General features: G+C 54.3%; 17 protein-coding genes and 1 pseudogene. 13 read left to right on the top strand and 5 right to left on the bottom strand.

The genetic code is table 11. The annotated features are described in order from the left end of the window. Positions 1–14: 14 nt before the first annotated feature. On the top strand, positions 15–2,483 hold the full coding sequence (locus WIF35_RS15950) for a tetratricopeptide repeat protein (RefSeq protein WP_412479213.1): 2,469 nt from the start codon (positions 15–17) through the stop codon (positions 2,481–2,483). 75 nt (positions 2,484–2,558) lie between these two features. Further along, positions 2,559–3,395, top strand: a complete 837-nt coding sequence (locus tag WIF35_RS15945) for a flagellin (protein WP_412479212.1) — start codon at positions 2,559–2,561, stop codon at positions 3,393–3,395. A 607-nt stretch (positions 3,396–4,002) separates the two neighbouring features. Here WIF35_RS15945 and WIF35_RS15940 read toward each other — a convergent pair. Both WIF35_RS15940 and WIF35_RS15935 read right to left on the bottom strand, forming a co-directional pair. Further along, on the bottom strand, positions 4,003–5,046 hold the full coding sequence (locus tag WIF35_RS15940; RefSeq protein WP_412479211.1) for an IS3 family transposase: 1,044 nt from the start codon (positions 5,044–5,046) through the stop codon (positions 4,003–4,005). Beyond that, positions 4,974–5,123: pseudogene (locus tag WIF35_RS15935) on the bottom strand (transposase); the annotation flags it as partial. The pseudogene WIF35_RS15935 and the gene WIF35_RS15940, both read right to left, overlap by 73 nt. 319 nt (positions 5,124–5,442) lie before the next feature. Here WIF35_RS15935 and WIF35_RS15930 point away from each other — a divergent pair. The 9 genes from WIF35_RS15930 to WIF35_RS15890 all read left to right on the top strand — a co-directional run bounded on the left by WIF35_RS15930 (position 5,443) and on the right by WIF35_RS15890 (position 12,392). Beyond that, positions 5,443–6,276 carry a flagellin gene (locus tag WIF35_RS15930; protein WP_412479210.1) on the top strand — a complete coding sequence of 278 codons (834 nt, stop codon included), beginning with the start codon at positions 5,443–5,445 and terminating at the stop codon, positions 6,274–6,276. A gap of 180 nt (positions 6,277–6,456) precedes the next feature. Then, on the top strand, positions 6,457–7,296 hold the full coding sequence (locus WIF35_RS15925; protein WP_412479209.1) for a flagellin: 840 nt from the start codon (positions 6,457–6,459) through the stop codon (positions 7,294–7,296). Positions 7,297–7,477: 181 nt separating this feature from the next. Next, on the top strand, positions 7,478–8,317 hold the full coding sequence (locus tag WIF35_RS15920) for a flagellin (protein WP_412479208.1): 840 nt from the start codon (positions 7,478–7,480) through the stop codon (positions 8,315–8,317). Between the two features lie 85 nt (positions 8,318–8,402). Next, a complete protein-coding gene (locus tag WIF35_RS15915) occupies positions 8,403–8,780 on the top strand; it encodes a flagellar protein FlaG (RefSeq protein WP_412479207.1) in 378 nt (125 codons plus the stop codon). 30 nt (positions 8,781–8,810) lie between these two features. Continuing rightward, positions 8,811–10,142 (top strand): flagellar filament capping protein FliD, encoded by a 1,332-nt coding sequence (gene fliD / locus WIF35_RS15910; protein ID WP_412479206.1) that lies wholly within the window; start codon positions 8,811–8,813, stop codon positions 10,140–10,142. 17 nt (positions 10,143–10,159) lie between these two features. Beyond that, on the top strand, positions 10,160–10,564 hold the full coding sequence (gene fliS, locus WIF35_RS15905; RefSeq protein WP_412479205.1) for a flagellar export chaperone FliS: 405 nt from the start codon (positions 10,160–10,162) through the stop codon (positions 10,562–10,564). 50 nt (positions 10,565–10,614) lie between these two features. Continuing rightward, positions 10,615–10,845 carry a hypothetical protein gene (locus tag WIF35_RS15900; protein WP_412479204.1) on the top strand — a complete coding sequence of 77 codons (231 nt, stop codon included), beginning with the start codon at positions 10,615–10,617 and terminating at the stop codon, positions 10,843–10,845. A gap of 157 nt (positions 10,846–11,002) precedes the next feature. Next, complete coding sequence (locus WIF35_RS15895) at positions 11,003–12,091, top strand: flagellar hook-length control protein FliK (RefSeq protein WP_412479203.1); 1,089 nt, start codon at positions 11,003–11,005, stop codon at positions 12,089–12,091. Then, entirely contained in the window at positions 12,069–12,392 is a 324-nt protein-coding gene (locus WIF35_RS15890) for an EscU/YscU/HrcU family type III secretion system export apparatus switch protein (protein ID WP_412479202.1), read from the top strand. Before WIF35_RS15895 ends, WIF35_RS15890 begins: the two co-directional genes overlap by 23 nt. A gap of 334 nt (positions 12,393–12,726) precedes the next feature. On the opposite strand, the gene fliE is transcribed toward WIF35_RS15890, so the two are convergent. Genes fliE through WIF35_RS15875 form a run of 3 tightly spaced genes read right to left on the bottom strand, consistent with a single transcriptional unit; the run spans position 12,727 to position 15,643 of the window. After that, a complete protein-coding gene (gene fliE, locus WIF35_RS15885; RefSeq protein ID WP_412479201.1) occupies positions 12,727–13,050 on the bottom strand; it encodes a flagellar hook-basal body complex protein FliE in 324 nt (107 codons plus the stop codon). A 48-nt stretch (positions 13,051–13,098) separates the two neighbouring features. After that, positions 13,099–14,487, bottom strand: coding sequence for a sigma-54-dependent transcriptional regulator (locus WIF35_RS15880; RefSeq protein ID WP_412479200.1), 1,389 nt, complete (start codon positions 14,485–14,487; stop codon positions 13,099–13,101). Beyond that, a complete protein-coding gene (locus WIF35_RS15875; protein WP_412479199.1) occupies positions 14,471–15,643 on the bottom strand; it encodes a sensor histidine kinase in 1,173 nt (390 codons plus the stop codon). The genes WIF35_RS15880 and WIF35_RS15875 overlap by 17 nt, the downstream gene beginning before the upstream one ends. 131 nt (positions 15,644–15,774) lie before the next feature. Here WIF35_RS15875 and fliF point away from each other — a divergent pair, with 131 nt between their 5' ends. Together fliF and fliG are read left to right on the top strand one after the other, a co-directional pair. After that, a complete protein-coding gene (gene fliF / locus WIF35_RS15870; protein WP_412479198.1) occupies positions 15,775–17,529 on the top strand; it encodes a flagellar basal-body MS-ring/collar protein FliF in 1,755 nt (584 codons plus the stop codon). Next, positions 17,519–18,523 carry a flagellar motor switch protein FliG gene (fliG, locus tag WIF35_RS15865; RefSeq protein ID WP_412479197.1) on the top strand — a complete coding sequence of 335 codons (1,005 nt, stop codon included), beginning with the start codon at positions 17,519–17,521 and terminating at the stop codon, positions 18,521–18,523. The genes fliF and fliG overlap by 11 nt, the downstream gene beginning before the upstream one ends. The last annotated feature ends 10 nt before the right edge of the window (positions 18,524–18,533 follow it).

The raw sequence follows: 18,533 nt of genomic DNA, 5'->3' as shown, positions 1-18,533 counted from the left end.
TCCGAAAGCTTCTCATGCGCGCCATCCAAAATCCTTATCAAAACACCATCCACCGCGCGGCCTACGATTTGATCTGCAACGCTCTACTTGTTGATGCCCACGAACTGCTAATCGAATCTCTGCAGGCAGATGAAAATAATGACGAGACTTGGCAGTTGCTCGGCATGATCGCCGCAGTCCAACATGATGCTGAAACGGCCGACACTCTCCTCGGACAAGCTCATCGCCTAAATCCCGAAAATCCGCTTACACTCAAGCTGCTCGGCCAGATCGCACTGGAACGCAACGACCCTGCTAGTGCAATCAAGTGGTTTAACCGGGCGAAAAACCAAGCCCCAGAAGATTGCGAGATCAACGCAGCCTTGGCACTTGCCTACTCTGCTGACGGCAAGAGCAAAAAAGCCTACGCATATTTCTCGCAAACGGCACTTGAGGGCGAACAACGTCCAGAATTTCTATTTAACGCCGGACTGTTCTGCGTCAACGACGGACGCCTAGAAGAAGCACGCAAGCTCTTCGTTAAACTGCTCGACTTCGACCCACAGCATCTTAATGCCCGCCTGAAGCTAATCCAGATACTGCAGAAGCAGGATCGCAAGGATGAGGCCGTTGAAATCCTGCGCAGCGCGCTTGCACTGGAACCTAACAACGAAGCACTGCTAATCGAATTAGCAGAGTCGCTTTTCGAGCAAAAGAAAGACGAACATAGAGACGAGGTGCTAGGGCTAGCTGAGCGCGACTGGCACGATCAGGACTGCCTCATTCGCTCACTTTATCTCTTGGCAAAGCTAGCCGAGCATGAAAAGCGGTATGCCGAGGCAGAAAATTACTTCGAAGCGGTAACCAAGCTGGCTTCGATGAACCCAAGGGTGAGACTAGGTGCAGGAGAATACTTCCTTTCACGCATCAATTTTGCGCAAGCTTTCACTAACTTCATCGCAGCCCACGGCTGTGCCGGCGATGACGAGCGGGTGCGTATCGAGGCCGTACTTGGTGTCGTACGCTGCGCCTACCGTTCGGGTGCTGCCGAGCTCGGCGAAGCCTTCCTAGCAGAGCACCTAGACGGAGAAAACACCGAAAATCGACACAAGCGGCTGCTTCTTCTGGCATCGTCACTGATCCAGGACAAGCTGCTACCTCAGGCAGAAAAATACCTGCGGACTATAGTTGGTGAGGATGCAGAACACCGCACGGCTCATGAGTACCTCGCACAAGTGCTTAACGAACAGGACAAGAACGACGAAGCGTTCGACTTTCTCTTCGAGGCTGTCAAACGCTTCCCTCGTTCCTACTATCTGCATTTCCAATTATCTGTAGCCTGCATGCGCATCGGCGAGTACGAGATTGGCATCCGCCACATTCGACGTGCGCTACGCCTGAAGAAGAATAACTACGAAGCACGCGGTAACCTAGCTGTACTGCTCGCGGAATCCGGGCAACCGAGCCGAGCTCTGCGTATCTATAACAAATTGTTCGAGGAGGACCCCGAGCACCATTACGCGGACCAGCTCCGCATGAACCGTTCAATCACCCTTATGGCACGCGGGCGAACAGAGGAAGGCCTTGAGGAATACAACATCCGGCACCGTCTCTACAAGAACCGAGAACGACACACATTCGAGAACGTAGATGGGAAATACCCGTCTTTTGCCGGGAAACGTGTACTAGTCATCTGCGAGCAGGGTATAGGTGACGAGATCCTATTCTTACAGTTCGTCCCGCAACTCATTGAAGAGGGAGCTCAGAGCGTAACCGTTGAGGTTTCACAGAAACTCTTGCCCCTCTTCCGCCGCTCCTTCCCTAGGTTAATATTCGTCCCTCGCCAGAAGCCTGCGCATCCTCTATTTAAGGATCGTTTCGACTGCCAAATCGTGATGGGAGATTTGATGCAGCGTTATTTTCGAAAACACGGTAGCATCAATGTACCACGTAGGCCGTTCCTCATGCCGGACCTCCAGCGGGTGGCCTGGTGGTCTGATCGGCTTGAAAGGCTGAAAACCAGCCAGCGCACGATCAACGTTGGCATTGCTTGGCGTAGCAGCCTGCAAACCGGTCGGCGCAAGCAGTTCTGGCCACCAATGGAGCAGTGGGAGCGACTGATGCAGAACGATCGGGTAAATTGGATTACCCTGCAATACGACCACAAGCCGGAGGAACTTGACCGCCTACGTGAATGCAATGTCCACCTGCACACATTTCCCGAAGTAGACCAGTTCGATGATATTGACGAAGTCGCTGCGGTCACCCGAGCACTTGATCTCGTTATCTCCGCGCCAGTTTCCGTGCCGATGATCGCGGGCGCGGTAGGCACCCCAGCCTGGGCCTTTGAACCCCGCTTCGAATGGAGTCTGTTTGGCACCCGACGTATCCCAATCATGCCTTACATGCGCCCCTTCATTCGAGGCTATCGAGAAAGTTGGGAAAGCACCGTCGATCGCCTGCTCGCTGCACTCGAACAACGCGTCGAGCGCACGCAATCCTAAACTACATACAACCAACAAATACTGGCCCGCTAATTGCTTCATTTTGCGCTACCAAACCAAGTCTAGGAGCAAGCCATGCCTCAGATCATTAATACCAATATTGCCTCGCTGAACGCACAGCGCAATTTAAACACCTCACAAGGGGCACTTCATACGGCACTTGAGCGCCTTTCTTCGGGCCTGCGCGTCAATAGCGCCAAAGACGATGCTGCCGGTTTATCTATCGCCACCCGCATGACCGCTCAGTCCCGTGGCATGTCCGTTGCCATTCGCAACGCCAATGACGGGATTTCCCTCGCCCAGACTGCCGAGGGTGCCCTTGGACAAATTAGAGATCACCTCATGCGCATGCGTGACCTCGCCGTCCAGTCAGCCAACGCCACCAACACCGCGGGGGATCGCTCCGCACTCAACGCCGAATTCAGCCAATTGCAAGCAGAAGTCGCTAGAATCATTGTACAAACCAAGTTCAACGGCAAGGAAATTGTCGGCGCCAGCGCTGGCTCAAATGAATTTCAGGTTGGAGCAAACGCCGGAGAGAAGGTCACCGTCACAACCACCAACCTATCCGCAAATACCGATTTTCTAAGCGTAGTTAACAACCTCTCAATCGGGGTAACCGTAGACCGCGCAAGCGAGGCCCTAGTACAGCTTGACGCCGCCTTGGTCACCGTCAATGCGGAACGCTCAACGCTGGGTGCCGCGCAGTCACGATTCGAAGGCATCATCAGCATGCTTCAGGTTGCCCGCGAGAACCAGACCGCAGCCTCCAGCCGCATTATGGACGCTGATTACGCAGCTGAAACCGCCAGTCTTACCCGAGCGCAGATACTTCAGCAGGCAGGGACTGCGATGCTCGCCCAAGCCAACGCACTTCCAAACAACGTGCTTTCCCTGCTCCGCAACGGCTAATCGACAACCGTTTTGCTCTGAAATCATGCGCGGCGATGTTAAGCGCCGTGCATGACTGATTTCCTAGCACAGGCGGATAGCTGCAGATCTTGCCGAGCAACAAATACGCACCAAAAGAGCGGCAATATCTGCCGCTACTGTGTAACAGCAGGGATTTCTTTGCCGCCAATTTCCTCCTAGTTACCCCCCTGTCGGAAGAGAACCTTCCCCAACAAACTAGGCAATCAATTTTCGACATTCCAAAATTTCCGCCCCTGAGGCACCCCAAGTAAAGGGGGCACCCGGGAATCTAGTAAAGTCCGTTTCCAAGAAGGAGAATGGGCTTGAAGCTGCGGTTATCGGAAGAGCAGACCATCGGGTTTCTGAAGGACGCAGAGGCTGGCGTACCGGTCAATGAGCTGTGCCAGCAGCGCCGATGGCAACGAATCCGGGGGCTGAGCCGATGCCGGCGAGAACGTTACTCTGACAGCTAAGGACCTGACTGCAACCGCTCCCTTCTACTCTGTCGTCTCAGCAAGCATCCAGGTCGGCGGAGCAAACGGGAACAATACGTCCACAGCCCTTTCCTTCATCGACACGGCACTAACCCCACGACGTCCCCCCGTTTTCAGTAGCAGAGGGCTTTAGAGTCCGGAGGTAATTTACCCGATTTTTGGGTGAGTGATTTGGCATAAGCCGCAGGCGTCAAACCGCCCAGGGATTTTTTTGGTCGTTCCCCGTTGTATTCACGGCGCCAGCCTTCAATAACAATCTGAGCATGGCGTAGGCTGGTGAACCAGTGTTCGTTCAGGCATTCATCCCGGAAACGCCCATTGAACGATTCGATATAGGCGTTCTGATTCGGTTTGCCCGGCTCAATGAGAAAGAGTTGAACGCTACGGGCATGCGCCCAGGTCAGCATGGCCCGACTACAGAACTCCTTGCCGTTATCCGTCCGAATCGCCTTGGGCAACCCTCGCGTCTTGGCCAATTGATCGAGTGCTCTGGTCAGTTGCATGCCACCGATCGCACGCTCCGGAACGATCGCGACCGCCTCGTGCGTTGCGTCATCCACAACAGTCAGGCTTTTGATGACGCGCCCTTCCGCTGTCCGGTCGAACACGAAATCCATCGACCAGACCTGATTGGCGGTCGAAGGGCGCTCTAGCGGGTGACGATCTGACACCGGGATCTTCTTCCGCTTTCGCCTTCTCACTTGCAGGCCGGCCTCAGCGTAGAGCCGATCCACCCGCTTGTGATTCACCACCATGCCAGCCTGCCGCAGCTTCAAGTAGATCATCCCGGCCCCGTAGCGCCGATGGCGTTGGGCGAGCGTGACAATCTGCTCCTTTAAAGCCGCATTGCGATCCGTCACCGGCCGGTAACGGAATGAACTCGGACTCATACCAATGAAGCGAAGTGACCTCCGCTCGCTAGGCCCCTTGTCGATCAGATAGCGCACCAGATCACGTCGCGACGGTGCGCTCACCACTTTTTTCGCAGGGCTTCCTTGGCGATCTCGTTTTCCAGCATCGTTTCGGCCAGTAGCTTTTTCAAGCGCGTGTTTTCCGTTTCGAGTTCCTTGAGCCGCTTGGCGTCCGACACACTCATCCCGCCAAACTTGCTGCGCCAGAGGTAGTAACTCGCTTCCGAAAAAGCGTGTTTGCGGCACAACTCCGCTATCGGCATCCCTGCCTCCGCTTCCCGCAGAAAACCAATGATCTGTTCTTCAGTGAATCGCTTCTTCATGTCCAATCTCCTTATCGTGACAGATTGGACTCTAAAGTCAGCCGCTACTCAATTCCGGGGGGACGTCGCCCACGTCAATTTCGCGCACTCGACGCTTGGTATCGCCCAGTCACGCTTCGAAGGCATCTTCTGTCCCTGCCCCTACGTTTTCCTTTGGATGAGGTGACATGAGGATTACGAAAATAAGTCAGTTTGTTTTGGCTCTGGCGAAATTTCCAAATCCCCCTCAAGTTCCATTCGCAAACGCCGTTAATGGAAATAAGGCCCCCAAAAACAAGGGGCCGTCAATTATGAAACCCCTCTGCCAAAGGAACGCATCATGCCTCAAATCATCAATACCAACATTGCTTCGCTCAACGCCCAGCGTAACCTCAACACCTCGCAGAGCGCTCTCAACACCGCACTTCAGCGCCTATCTTCCGGCCTGCGCGTCAACAGCGCCAAGGACGATGCAGCCGGCCTCGCAATCGCCACACGCATGACCGCTCAATCCCGCGGTATGTCCGTCGCCATCCGAAACGCAAATGACGCTATCTCCATGGCGCAAACTGCTGAAGGAGCGATGGGCCAAATCCGCGACCACTTAATGCGTATGCGGGACCTTGCCGTCCAGTCCGCCAACGCCACCAACACTGGCTCCGACCGTTCCGCCCTGCAGGCGGAATTCAGCCAGTTGCAAGGAGAGATCAGACGCATCGTTGAACAGACAAAGTTCAACGGCAAGGCAATAATTGCCACATCGGCCGGCAGCAACGAATTTCAGGTAGGTGCAAATGCAGGCGAGAAGGTCACCGTCACGACTACCAACATGTCTGCCGACACCGAATTCGTCAGCGCTGCCGACAACCTGACGATCCAAGAAAGCGCCGGTGTCGCGAGTGCTGCGATCGCACAGATCGATGCCACGCTGACCAAAATAAACTCTGAGCGCTCGACGCTTGGTGCTGCGCAGTCACGTTTCGAAGGCATTGTATCCGTTCTGCAGGTAGCCCGCGAAAACCAGTCCGCAGCCGCCAGCCGCATTATGGATGCCGACTACGCATCCGAAACAGCCAGCCTCACCCGCGCTCAAATCCTGCAGCAAGCCGGCACCGCCATGCTCGCCCAGGCAAACGCCCTCCCCAACAATGTACTCAGCCTCCTGCGCGGATAAACAGCGTCACAAAGATGAAAGGCGGCAGGATTTCCTGCCGCCTTTTTTATTTCCGCCCCCATGCATCACCCAGTTTGAACGAACACCTAAAGTTTTCACCACAAACGGCGTTAATAAATTCAAGGCCCCCATTTCAAGGAGGCTATTGATTATGACAACCTTCTGCCAAAGGAGCGCATCATGCCTCAAATCATCAACACCAACATTGCTTCGCTCAACGCCCAGCGTAACCTCAACACCTCGCAGAGCGCCCTCAACACCGCACTTGAGCGCCTATCTTCCGGCCTGCGCGTCAACAGCGCCAAGGACGATGCAGCCGGCCTCGCAATCGCCACACGCATGACCGCTCAATCCCGCGGTATGTCCGTCGCCATCCGCAACGCAAATGACGCCATCTCCATGGCGCAAACCGCCGAAGGCGCTCTCGGCCAGATCCGCGACCACCTGATGCGTATGCGGGACCTCGCCGTCCAGTCCGCCAATGCCACCAATACATCCGGCGATCGCTCTGCTCTCCAGGCTGAGTTCAGTCAGCTTCAAGCCGAGGTGACTCGTATCATCGACCAGACCAAGTTCAACGGCAAGGCTGTAATTGCCGGCAGCGCCGGTGACAATGAATTCCAGGTCGGAGCTAATGCCGGCGAGAAAGTTACTGTGACAACCAAGGACCTGACTGCAACCAGTGCCTTCTACTCTGTCGTCTCAGCTGGCGTCCAGATCGGCGGAGCAAACGGCGACAATGCATCCGCAGCCCTTTCTTTCATCGACACGGTACTAACCACAGTCAACTCTGAACGCTCGACGCTTGGTGCTGCGCAGTCACGTTTCGAAGGCATTGTATCCGTTCTGCAGGTAGCCCGCGAAAACCAGTCCGCAGCCGCCAGCCGCATTATGGATGCCGACTACGCATCCGAAACAGCCAGCCTCACCCGCGCTCAAATCCTGCAGCAAGCCGGCACCGCCATGCTCGCCCAGGCAAACGCCCTCCCCAACAATGTACTCAGCCTCCTGCGCGGATAAACAGCGTCACAAAGATGAAAGGCGGCAGGATTTCCTGCCGCCTTTTTTATTTCCGCCCCCCATGCATCACCCAGTTTGAACGAACACCTAAAGTTTTCACCACAAACGGCGTTAATAAATTCAAGGCCCCCATTTCAAGGAGGCTATTGATTATGACAACCTTCTGCCAAAGGAGCGCATCATGCCTCAAATCATCAACACCAACATTGCTTCGCTCAACGCCCAGCGTAACCTCAACACCTCGCAGAGCGCCCTCAACACCGCACTTGAGCGCCTATCTTCCGGCCTGCGCGTCAACAGCGCCAAGGACGATGCAGCCGGCCTCGCAATCGCCACACGCATGACCGCTCAATCCCGCGGTATGTCCGTCGCCATCCGCAACGCAAATGACGCCATCTCCATGGCGCAAACCGCCGAAGGCGCTCTCGGCCAGATCCGCGACCACCTGATGCGTATGCGGGACCTCGCCGTCCAATCCGCCAATGCCACCAATACAGCAGATGACCGTTCTGCATTACAAGCAGAATTCCGCCAACTTCAAAATGAAGTGAACCGGATTATTTCCCAGACGAAATTCAACGGCAAAGCAATCCTCGACACAGAGGCCGGAACGAATTCGTTCCAAGTTGGCGCCAATGCAGGCGAGAAGGTCGACGTAACAACAGCTACCATTGGCCACAACACCAACTTCTCTCCAGCCGTCAATGTCATCTCGATCGGCGGCGCAGCAACTTCTGCTAATATCGATAGCGCGATTGGCGCACTCGACACAGCCCTCACACAGGTCAACTCTGAGCGCTCGACGCTTGGTGCTGCGCAGTCACGTTTCGAAGGCATTGTATCCGTTCTGCAGGTAGCCCGCGAAAACCAGTCCGCAGCCGCCAGCCGCATTTTGGACGCCGACTACGCATCCGAAACAGCCAGCCTCACCCGCGCTCAAATCCTGCAGCAAGCCGGCACCGCCATGCTCGCCCAGGCAAACGCCCTCCCCAACAATGTACTCAGCCTCCTGCGCGGATAAGGCAAAGGCAACAAATTCTGGGGGGCTCGAACATATTAAGAGTTCAATGCCCCCCCGCACAGAGTACCGATAAGGAGTTTCTTTTATGATGCCCATCCCTTCAATCAACGGCGATGTCAGCCCACTCCAGTCCCGTGGCGAAAAGCTCCTACCCAACCCATCCGCATCACAGGTTGTTAGCAATTCCATGTCAACAACGCCACAAACCGAAGTGGGCTCGTTACAGCAAGTTGGAACTGCCGCCGAGAGTTTGCGCAACGCTACCGAACGTATCAATGCTTTTGTCCAGCCTGTAAGCAGCGACATCACCTTCAGCATAGATGAAGAGACTGGCTCAACAGTAGTCAAGGTGATTGACCGCGAAACCAAGGACATTCTTCGACAGATTCCTTCCGAAGAAATTCTGAGCATTGCCAAAGCACTTGATAGACTACAAGGACTCCTCATTCGGCAAAAGGCGTAGAATAACCATTGATTCATTCGGAGATCTTATATGGCGACATTTTCCTCTCTAGGCGTTGGATCGGGTCTTGACGCAGAATCTTTGGTCTCCCAGTTGATGAAGGTTGAACGCCAACCCATCACTCTTCTTGACTCGAAGGAATCTGCAACCAAGGCCAAGCTGTCAGCCTACGGTACTCTGCGCAGTTCAATTGACGCTCTTAAATCTGCCGCTGACACTCTTAGCGAAGCAAATAAACTTTCTGCATTTAAAACCACACTGGGCGATGCGAGCATCGTGACTGCTACCACAAGCGGGACCACCTCCGCTGGCACTTACTCAATAAATGTTATCCGCCTAGCCACCAGTGAAAAGCGGATTAGCGCTACGAATTTTTCTGGCCACAACGAAATCGTTGGCGCCGGCACACTAGGAATAACAGTCGGCGGAACAACAACCAATATTTCACTAACAAGTGCCACAGCGACTCTGTCTGATGTAAAAGATGCGATAAACGCCTCCAATGCAGGGGTGACTGCCAACATTATCACAGGGGACTCTGGTACCAAGCTCGTTCTATCAGCGAAAAATTCAGGCGAGCCGGTTAGCATTACAGCCACCGACGACAATCTTGGGGATGCAAAGGATTTCGCCCGACTTTCCAGTTTCAACCTGGTTGGTTCGGCCGCTCAAACAGCCCAAGTTGAAATTGACGGAGTGCTCGTTACATCCAATAGCAATACTGTGAGCAGCGCGATTGGTGGTATCACATTCACGTTGACAAAGCTGGGCACTACTTCGCTGACGGTTGCCCGTGACCCCTCCACCATAAAAACTGCTGTTGAGAATTTTGTCAAGGCATACAATGACCTGCAGACACAAGCAAAGTCACTGACCCAATACGATACAAACACAAAAACAGCAAGCACTCTCACTGGTGACTCCTTAGTCCGCAATGTGCAATCCCAACTCTACGAAGCCGTCAGCCAACCACTCTCTGGCTTGACGGGAGTATTTTCACGACTCTCAGATCTTGGCATAAGCATTCAGTCAGGTGGAAAGTTAGCGCTTGACTCAAATAAACTCCAAAAGGCAATAGACAAAGACTTCGATAGTGTTGTGAGCGTACTTACTGGCTATGGTGGCGCCCTAGAAACCAAGGCTCAGCAGATGACCACAGCAGGAGGCATACTTGCAGGGAAGACAGAGAGTCTTAATGGGATCATTAAGGATATCGGCCTTCGTCGGACAGCGCTCGAGCAACGCATGGAAATGATAGAGAAGCGCTATCGGGCTCAATTCACATCACTTGATACTCTGATTGGTTCAATGAAGACAACCAGCAACTATCTTTCTCAACAACTAGCCAACCTCAGTACTTGACCTGAATCATAATTAGTATGCTTGGACATCAAACGAATCCTATTTCAGCCTACACCCAAGTAAGCACAGAAACATCGGTAAACTCAGCCGACCCTCATCGACTGGTGCTACTGCTGTTTGAAGCTGCATTAAGCGCCATTTCAATTGCCCAAGTCGCCATTGAAACAAACGACACCGCCACCCGGGGCACCGCGATATCCAAAGCAATCGATATAATCAACAACGGCTTGCGAGCAAGTCTTGATCTCGAAGCAGGGGGAGAGTTAGCAGCCAAGCTTGGCTTATTGTATGAATACATGTGCAATCGTCTTCTGCTAGCCACACTTCGAAACGACAAGTCCATACTTAATGAGGTTGCCGAACTCCTGTCCGAAATCCATGAGGCATGGGTCGCAATAGGCTCCGAAAACAGCTTCAAATAATTATTTAGTCGATGGCGAAAGCAGATTATCTTCGTCTCAGGGAAATCTCCTTGAAAATACGTCAAGCAACCGCCTCTGAGGCTTGGGACTTGGTTGATTTGCTCAATCAAGAACAAGTCGAACTGCTTAAGACGATCCCCCCACCATCCTCATCAGATCAAGATATCCTATTCGACACCCTGTCCAACATTCAGCTATCCATAAGAGAAGCAGAAGAACGCAAAAACCAGATTGCCGGTCTAATTTCCTCTTTGTGCAACAGAAAATCTAAAAGTAGCTAACTTCTGTTCTCCTCTTTTTTCATATCACCCCTGAAGTATCTTCTTCCATCGCTGCAACCATAGCTCCTGTTACCACGAAAGCTCACCCAGCCAATCTGGACCGATCTTGGTCGATTTGGATATGGCCTGCTTGATAGCGTGATTAGGTGAAAAGCGAATGATTCCATCCGACATCGCTAGCGCGCTGCGCTTGCAGCTATCCGAGCAAGCCAAGCTGTCGGCAGAACAGGCCAAAAACCAGCCAGTTGTGACGGCTCAACGCATTACCGATGCGCTGAGTGACCTGCAGCCGGGTCAGAGAATCATGGCGGAAATTCAGGCCCTTCTGCCCGACGGGAGTTACAGGGCAGTGGTGGGGCAACGAGAAGTGACGCTTGCACTGCCCTTCTCCGCAAAAGCCGGCGACAGTCTCGAACTAGAGGTTGTCGATAACGATGGGCAACTAACCTTTGCCATCGCGACAAACCTTCCCCAAAACGAGCTAGCTGGACGGCAGACCGCCTCCACCAACACTTCGCTCAGCCAGACCGGAAAACTAATTGGAGATCTCATCGGGAATGTGGATGATCCTAACCAACGAGCGAGCCCTGCACCATTGAATAGCAACATTCCACTAGCGGAGGACTTTCCAGTACGAGGTGCTGATTTGGCAATAGTTCTGAGGGAAGCATTGACCAAGAGCGGAGTTTTCTATGAGGCTCATCAGGCGCGCTGGGTGGCAGGTGAGCTGTCGACCGATACTTTGCGCCAGGAGCCGCAAGGAAAATTCCCCGCAGTGGCTGCCGAAACAATGTATCAACCTCGACCCGAGGCAGTTTTACAGGGAACACGACCACTGGTTGTTGCCCAAGACAGTAGCCCCATCCCTCAGGAAATCAGGCTTATTGTCCAGCAACAACTCGACGCACTGGCAACGCAAAACTACGCCTGGCAGGGTCAGATATGGCCTGGGCAACAAATGCAATGGGAAATATCAGAAAACCCAAAGCGCAAATTGCAGGAACAGGTTGACTCCATCAGCCACTGGCAAACACGGATACGTCTAACGTTACCCAGCCTGGGGAGTATCGATGCCGTTCTGCGCTTGCAGCAAAATTGTGATGTTGAGATTTTCTTAACAGCCACGTCGTCAGCAAGTGAAACGATCCTAAGAAAAAGGATTAGCGATCTCAGCAACCAATTCGAGACAAACGGCCTGCGCTTGGTGCAGGCTAACTTTTCTGATGCCCCCCCCCTTGACGAGTGATGCGACACGGGAAGCGGTGGCTCTTGCCTACGGCAAGACTGACGCAGCCCCCCGCGTAATTGCAAAGGGGAAAGGACTGATTGCAGAACAGATCATAGCCAGCGCGAAAGAACACGGGGTATATGTACATGAGTCACCAGAGCTGGTCGCGCTATTAACCCAGGTGGATCTTGACGAGCACATACCTCCACAGTTGTATTTAGCAGTCGCAGAATTGCTGGCTTGGCTGCACAACATTGAACACGACCAGCCCCCCCCCATTACCCCAAAGTCATCCCTAGCACCCAGGCATGATGGATAATTTATCCATTTTTTTGTTTGCCGAGAATGACTGCCGAGATACCAGTCAAGTTAATGTGTGGGCAGCACGCCTTGGTGACGGATCGTGCCACAACTGACCAGCGAGAGGTTTGGAGGCATGTCGGTTTCGCATGCACAGAGGCACAAGAATCGCAAATCGGAGAACAGCAAAAAACGGCTACTGGCTGAACCAATCCTTGTTGCTGTGGCACTGGAAGCTACGCCAGCCCGAAAACGACGCCCCCAGCCACCCGTCAGGTAGTTGCGGACGTTACATCACGTGTGTTAAGCACCAGAAAAGCACGAAATTTTTCGACTTAGCGGATTAGATAACGCTAAACTTGCATGTTCATCACGTCCTGATAGGCCGTGACGAGTTTGTTTCGAACCTGAACCATCTCCTGGAAGGAGACACTGGCCGTTTGCAGAGCGATCATGACCTCATGAAGATTCTGGCTAGTGTCGCCGGCGGCAAGTTTTTCCGCCATCTGATCTGCCTGCTTCTGTGTCTGGTTTACCTTGTCGATCGAGTTTTGCAAAACCTGGGCGAAATCCACCCCACCAGCATTGGCCGGCCCACTCTCTTGAACATTACCGGAAGCCTGAGTTGCCGTACTTCTCAATACGGACAACATCTGCTCGATCCCTTTGGTATCCATCACTCACTCCTGATTAACAGGACAATAAAAGCAATTTCCAAGCCAACACTAGCCATTGAAATAACCTTCATCTCTATACTGCTGCAACTTGTAGCGCAGCGTACGCTCCGATATCCCCAGACGCTCAATTGCCAACTTACGAGAGCCACCAACCTCGGTCAAGGTTCGGAGAATATGTTCGCGCTCCAAGTCTTTCATATTATCGACCCTTTTTTCCCTTTCTGGAGCGTTTTCCACAATCCCGCCCCCGGGTTCCTGCTGAGGAGCCGGCATCGATCGCGCCAAGGCAGGCGCGGCCGAAACCGGAAGACGCAAATCCGGCACTTCGATCTGGCTACCGACAGCGAGAATCAACGCCCTTTGTACGACGTTTTCCAACTCGCGGATATTCCCCGGCCAAGCATATTGAGCAAGCGCCTTCTCGGCCGCGACAGAGAGAGTGATGCCTGAGCGCCCCATCCGCGGGCCATGCTCACCAACGAAATGGCGCGCAATCGGAACAATATCGTCAGGGCGGTCGCGCAAGGCGGGAATGGCTACCGGAAAGACATTCAGGCGATAGTACAGATCCTCACGGAAGACACCCTTGGCCACCGCCTCGGCCATATCGCGGTTAGAGGTCGCGACGATGCGAATATTCAAGGAAATCGGTCGCTTCCCCCCAACTCGCTCCACCTCTCTTTCTTGCAGCACCCGAAGCAATTTGGCTTGCAGGCCTAGAGGCATTTCGGTCACCTCATCGAGCAGCAGCGTCCCATTGTCCGCCTGCTCAAACTTACCGGCTTGAGCCTGCTGAGCACCGGTAAATGCGCCCTTTTCGTAACCGAACAAAGTCGCCTCAAGGAGATTATCAGGAATAGCCGCGCAGTTAATCGCGACAAACGGCCCAGCGCTTCGCGCCGATTGACGATGAATGAAGCGAGCAACCACTTCCTTGCCAACCCCCGACTCACCGGTAAGCAAGACCGTTGCATCGGTCTGCGCAACACGCTTGGAAAGCGCAAACAACTCACGACTTGCCGCATCTTGCGCCACGACCTCACCAGACTCTCCCGCCTCCGGCAGTTCGTATTTGTTTATGTGCGCCAGCAGCGCCTGCGGCTCAAAAGGTTTAAGCAGAAAATCACAAGCCCCGGAGCGCATGGCATCTACCGCCTTCTCAACTTCCGCATACGCTGTCATCAATACGACCGGCAGATGCGGCAAGCGCTTGCGGATTTCCTTCAGCAAGGTGATGCCATCCATTGGCATCATGCGTACGTCGCTGACCACAATGGAAAACGCCTGACTCTCCAAGGCCCGCAGGGCAGCCTCTCCACCGTCCACGGCCACAAAGTTCCGCCCGGCCAATTCCAAGGTGTCGCTGATAGCCTCGCGCAGACTGGGATCATCCTCGACCACGAGGATGGGCAAGCGATGTTCAAGCGTTTTTTTCATGCTCCGTCTCCGCCGTCGCCAACGGCAAGGTCATTACGAATTCAGCACCCTCACCATCGCCGCCAGCAAGCTCGATGGTGCCACCATGCGCCCTGGCAACCCCAAGGGCAATCGCCAAGCCCAGGCCTGTTCCCTGCCCCTTGGTCGTAAAGAAAGGTTCGAATATCTTTGCCTGCATGGCGGGCGACACACCCGGTCCGCTATCCCTGACCCCGAAAAGGATGAGATCGCCGTTGCGTTTTCCGTAGAGGCAAATATTGCCGCCGGCCGGTGTCGCCTGCATGGCATTCTCCAGCAAGTTGATCAGAGCGCCAAACAGCGCCTTACGGCTGCCAACGATTTTTGCCCAAAAACACTCGTCCACCGCAGCAAAGGCAATTTCGCGCTCGCGCATCAGCGGCTCGACAGTCTGAGCGGCCTCGGCAAGCAAATCGCCAGCGTCCATCACGTCACGCCCGATGCTCTCTCCGCGCGCAAACAGCAGCACATCCTGAATCAAACGCTCAAGCCGGCGTAGCTGCCCCGTCGCCTTCTCGGAAAATTTCATGCGCGCTTCGGCGGAAACCTCTGGCATACCAAGATTGGAAGCATAGAGGAGCGCGGCCGCCAAAGGGGTGCGAAGCTGATGCGCCAATGAGGCAGCCATCTCACCCATAGCCACCAAGCGCTGATTTCGCTCAAGCTCGGCCTTCATCCGATGCGCGGCAGTAATATCGTGCACCAGCAAAATCTTCCCACCCGCCGACGGCAAGGCACTCTCGGCGATCGATACTCGCCCCTCGCCCAAGCCCCATTCACCAAGCGTCATGGTGGGCTCCAAATGCCGACTGGCGACGTCTCCCCAATGCCGCCCCATAACGTCAGCGCCAAACATCGAAATCGCCGCCGGATTGACCGCAACAACGTTCGCCCTTTGATCGAGCAACACGACACCGGCGGGCAGCGCATCAAGGAGTGAAGACAGCCTCTCGGACAAGGCCTCCTTTTCCTCATATTGCCGTCGCAGCTCGCCATTCGCTACTGCCAGTTCTTCGGTTAGCGAAGCCACCTTGGTCTGCAACGCCTCATAGGCATGCGTCAGTTCGGCTGACACCTGATTGAAAACGGCAAATGCCCTTTGCAACTCAGCAGTCTTGGAGTCGTTGTTATCAGTCACGCGAACAGTTCTTGCCTAAGCAGTAAAAAAGATAGGGTGAATTCACCCCGGCTAATAGTAGAATATTTCTAGGAAAATTTGGCTTCCCTTTTGATTCTTCTTCTGTTTCAGCACTTTTCAACCACCGATCAATGGCAGCAACTACCGATACCTCCGCAGACGCCGTAACCGACAGCAGCCCGGTTGCGCGCGTGCGAGAAGCCTTTGATCGGCTGGGCAACCAGCAGAAACTTGGGCTTCTCGTAGCCTTGGCGGCAGTCGTTGCACTGATCGTTGGGTCGATCTTGTGGAGCCGCCAACCGGAGTGGAAAGTCCTGTTTTCCAACCTGACAGAAAAAGACGGTGGCGCAATTGTTTCCATCCTAGAACAGCAAAATGTGCCCCATCGCTACAGCGATAACGGCGCACTTCTGGTCCCATCGGAACGGGTACATGAAGTACGGCTGAAACTCGCTTCGCAAGGTCTGCCTCGAGGCGGCCTGGTCGGTTTTGAGTTGATGGAAAATCAGAAGTTCGGCGTCAGCCAGTTTGCCGAACAAGTCAACTACCAGCGTGGACTGGAAGGCGAGTTGGCACGCACCATACAGTCGATCGGTGCAGTGCAGTCCGCACGCGTCCATCTGGCCATCCCCAAGCCATCGGTCTTCATTCGCGATGAACAAAAACCTACGGCTTCCGTACTCCTCAGCCTCTACCCTGGACGAGTGCTTGACCCTGCTCAGATTGCCGGCATTACCCACCTCATTTCGTCGAGCGTACCGCAGCTTCCCGCCTCCAATGTCTCGGTCCTCGACCAGAACGGCGCCCTGATCTCCCAACTCAAGAGCAAACTAACGGAAGCAGGTCTCGACCCGACCCAAGTGAAATACGTCCACGAGATCGAAGAGGGCGTCATCAAACGCATTGAGGAAATCCTCAAACCCGTTCTTGGGCCAGACAACTATAAGGTGCAGGTTGCAGCCGACATCGATTTCTCTCAAAGCGAGCAGACGGCGGAAAGCTATCGTCCGAACAGCACGCCAGAGAGCACAACCATTCGCAGCCAGCAGAATAATGAATCCGCGAGCGTCAATCAGGCGACGGGAGGCGTTCCCGGCGCGCTGACCAACCAACCACCGGTCCCCGCCACGGCACCACTCACCCAACCTCCTACCGGCACAACACCGGGCCAACCGGCAAAATCCGGCGAAGCCACCGGGAAAATTGACGCCGCCGGCATCACTGCACCACTTAATGCCGCCGGCCAGCCAATCAACACAACAAAAAACTCGACAATCAATTACGAAGTCGACAAGACCATTCGCTACACCAAGCAGGGGGTCGGTGCTATCCGCCGCCTGTCTGCCGCTGTGGTCGTCAATTACCGCAAAGATGTCGACAAGACTGGCAAACCGATCACGAAGCCGCTCGCCGACAATGAAATGAAGCAGATCAACGATCTCGTCAGAGAGGCAATGGGCTTCAACAAGGAGCGCGGTGATTCCATTTCAGTTGCCAATGCGCCATTTACCGCAATCGACAAGAGCGAGAGCGAGCTGCCGCTCTGGAAAGACCCGGAAAACATCTCTTACGCCAGAGACCTCCTGAAGTATCTGGTAATCGCCGGCATCATTGCCTTCCTCTATTTCAAGATCATCCAGCCCTCGCTACGCACCATGTTCCCCCCACCAGAAAGTGCTGCCGAAGGCGAAGGCGCCGTAGGAGGTATTCCGGGAGGGGTTTTTGGTGAAGGCATCATCGAGCCAGGTGAGCCGGGGGCAGAAGGGGCAGAAGCGAAACTCGATCCTTATGCCATCAAGGTTCAGAAGGCTCGCGACATTGCCGATCACGATCCAAAAGCCGTGGCAAATATCATTAAAGACTGGATGGGTGTAAATGCCGGCTAACCTTGATGAAGGCGTTGAAAAGAGCGCAACTCTGCTGATCGCCCTCGGAGAAGACCATGCCGCCGAGGTCTTGAAACTGCTGGGACCTCGCGAGGTACAAAAACTCGGGCATGCCATGGCCACGCTCAAATCGGTACCCCGCGCCAAGGTCGAAGCCATTCTGGATGAATTTCACCAAATCGCCGAAGAACACGCCGCAGTTCACGTCGATACCGACAGCTATATCCGCTCCGTGTTGACCAAGGCCCTGGGCGACGACAAGGCAAACAACCTGATCTCCCGCATCCTGAACAGCGGCGAGACTTCAGGTATCGAAGGTTTGAAATGGATGGACGCAAGCACCGCGGCCGACCTAATCAAAAATGAACACCCGCAGATCATCGCGACTATTCTGGTCCATCTGGAACACGACCACGCCAGCGAAATCCTCAATCACTTCACCGAGCGCCTGCGTAACGACGTTGTATTGCGCATTGCCACGCTTGAAGGTATCCAACCAGCAGCACTGAGAGAACTCAATGATGCGATGACACGCATCATGGCCGGCTCCGCGAGCATGAAGAAGACGGCGATGGGCGGGGTGCGGACGGTAGCAGAGATACTCAACTTCATCGGCACAGCAAATGAAACATCGGTTGTCGATGCCATCCGCGAATACGATCCAGATTTGGCTCAAAAGATTTTGGATGAAATGTTCGTTTTCGAAAACCTGATGGACATCGACGACCGCTCGATCCAGCTAATTTTGCGCGAGGTCCAATCCGACTCTCTGATCCTCGCACTCAAAGGCGCCTCGCCAGATCTGCGAGAGAAGATTTTCAAAAACATGTCTCAACGTGCCGCCGAAATGCTCCGCGAGGATCTCGAATCCAAGGGCCCCGTCCGTCTTTCCGAAGTCGAGGCAGAACAAAAAGAAATCCTCAAAGTCGTTCGCCGTTTGGCGGACGAAGGCCAGATCGTTCTCGGCGGTGCTGGCGGCGAGCAGATGATCTGAGGCTGAAATC

Origin of the sequence: Azonexus sp. IMCC34839 (assembly GCF_047047955.1) — a bacterium.
Taxonomy (GTDB): Bacteria; Pseudomonadota; Gammaproteobacteria; order Burkholderiales; family Rhodocyclaceae; genus Azonexus.
The sequence above is the reverse complement of the archived record's forward strand: the minus strand, read 5'-3'. Positions and strand labels throughout refer to the sequence as shown.

Coding starts and splice junctions, on each gene's coding strand:
- WIF35_RS15950 (WP_412479213.1), top strand. CDS start 15: ATGCGCGCCATCCAAAATCCTTATCAAAACACCATCCACCGCGCGGCC.
- WIF35_RS15945 (WP_412479212.1), top strand. CDS start 2,559: ATGCCTCAGATCATTAATACCAATATTGCCTCGCTGAACGCACAGCGC.
- WIF35_RS15930 (WP_412479210.1), top strand. CDS start 5,443: ATGCCTCAAATCATCAATACCAACATTGCTTCGCTCAACGCCCAGCGT.
- WIF35_RS15925 (WP_412479209.1), top strand. CDS start 6,457: ATGCCTCAAATCATCAACACCAACATTGCTTCGCTCAACGCCCAGCGT.
- WIF35_RS15920 (WP_412479208.1), top strand. CDS start 7,478: ATGCCTCAAATCATCAACACCAACATTGCTTCGCTCAACGCCCAGCGT.
- WIF35_RS15915 (WP_412479207.1), top strand. CDS start 8,403: ATGATGCCCATCCCTTCAATCAACGGCGATGTCAGCCCACTCCAGTCC.
- fliD (WP_412479206.1), top strand. CDS start 8,811: ATGGCGACATTTTCCTCTCTAGGCGTTGGATCGGGTCTTGACGCAGAA.
- fliS (WP_412479205.1), top strand. CDS start 10,160: ATGCTTGGACATCAAACGAATCCTATTTCAGCCTACACCCAAGTAAGC.
- WIF35_RS15895 (WP_412479203.1), top strand. CDS start 11,003: ATGATTCCATCCGACATCGCTAGCGCGCTGCGCTTGCAGCTATCCGAG.
- WIF35_RS15890 (WP_412479202.1), top strand. CDS start 12,069: ATGCCCCCCCCCTTGACGAGTGATGCGACACGGGAAGCGGTGGCTCTT.
- fliE (WP_412479201.1), bottom strand. CDS start 13,050: ATGGATACCAAAGGGATCGAGCAGATGTTGTCCGTATTGAGAAGTACG.
- WIF35_RS15880 (WP_412479200.1), bottom strand. CDS start 14,487: ATGAAAAAAACGCTTGAACATCGCTTGCCCATCCTCGTGGTCGAGGAT.
- fliF (WP_412479198.1), top strand. CDS start 15,775: ATGGCAGCAACTACCGATACCTCCGCAGACGCCGTAACCGACAGCAGC.
- fliG (WP_412479197.1), top strand. CDS start 17,519: ATGCCGGCTAACCTTGATGAAGGCGTTGAAAAGAGCGCAACTCTGCTG.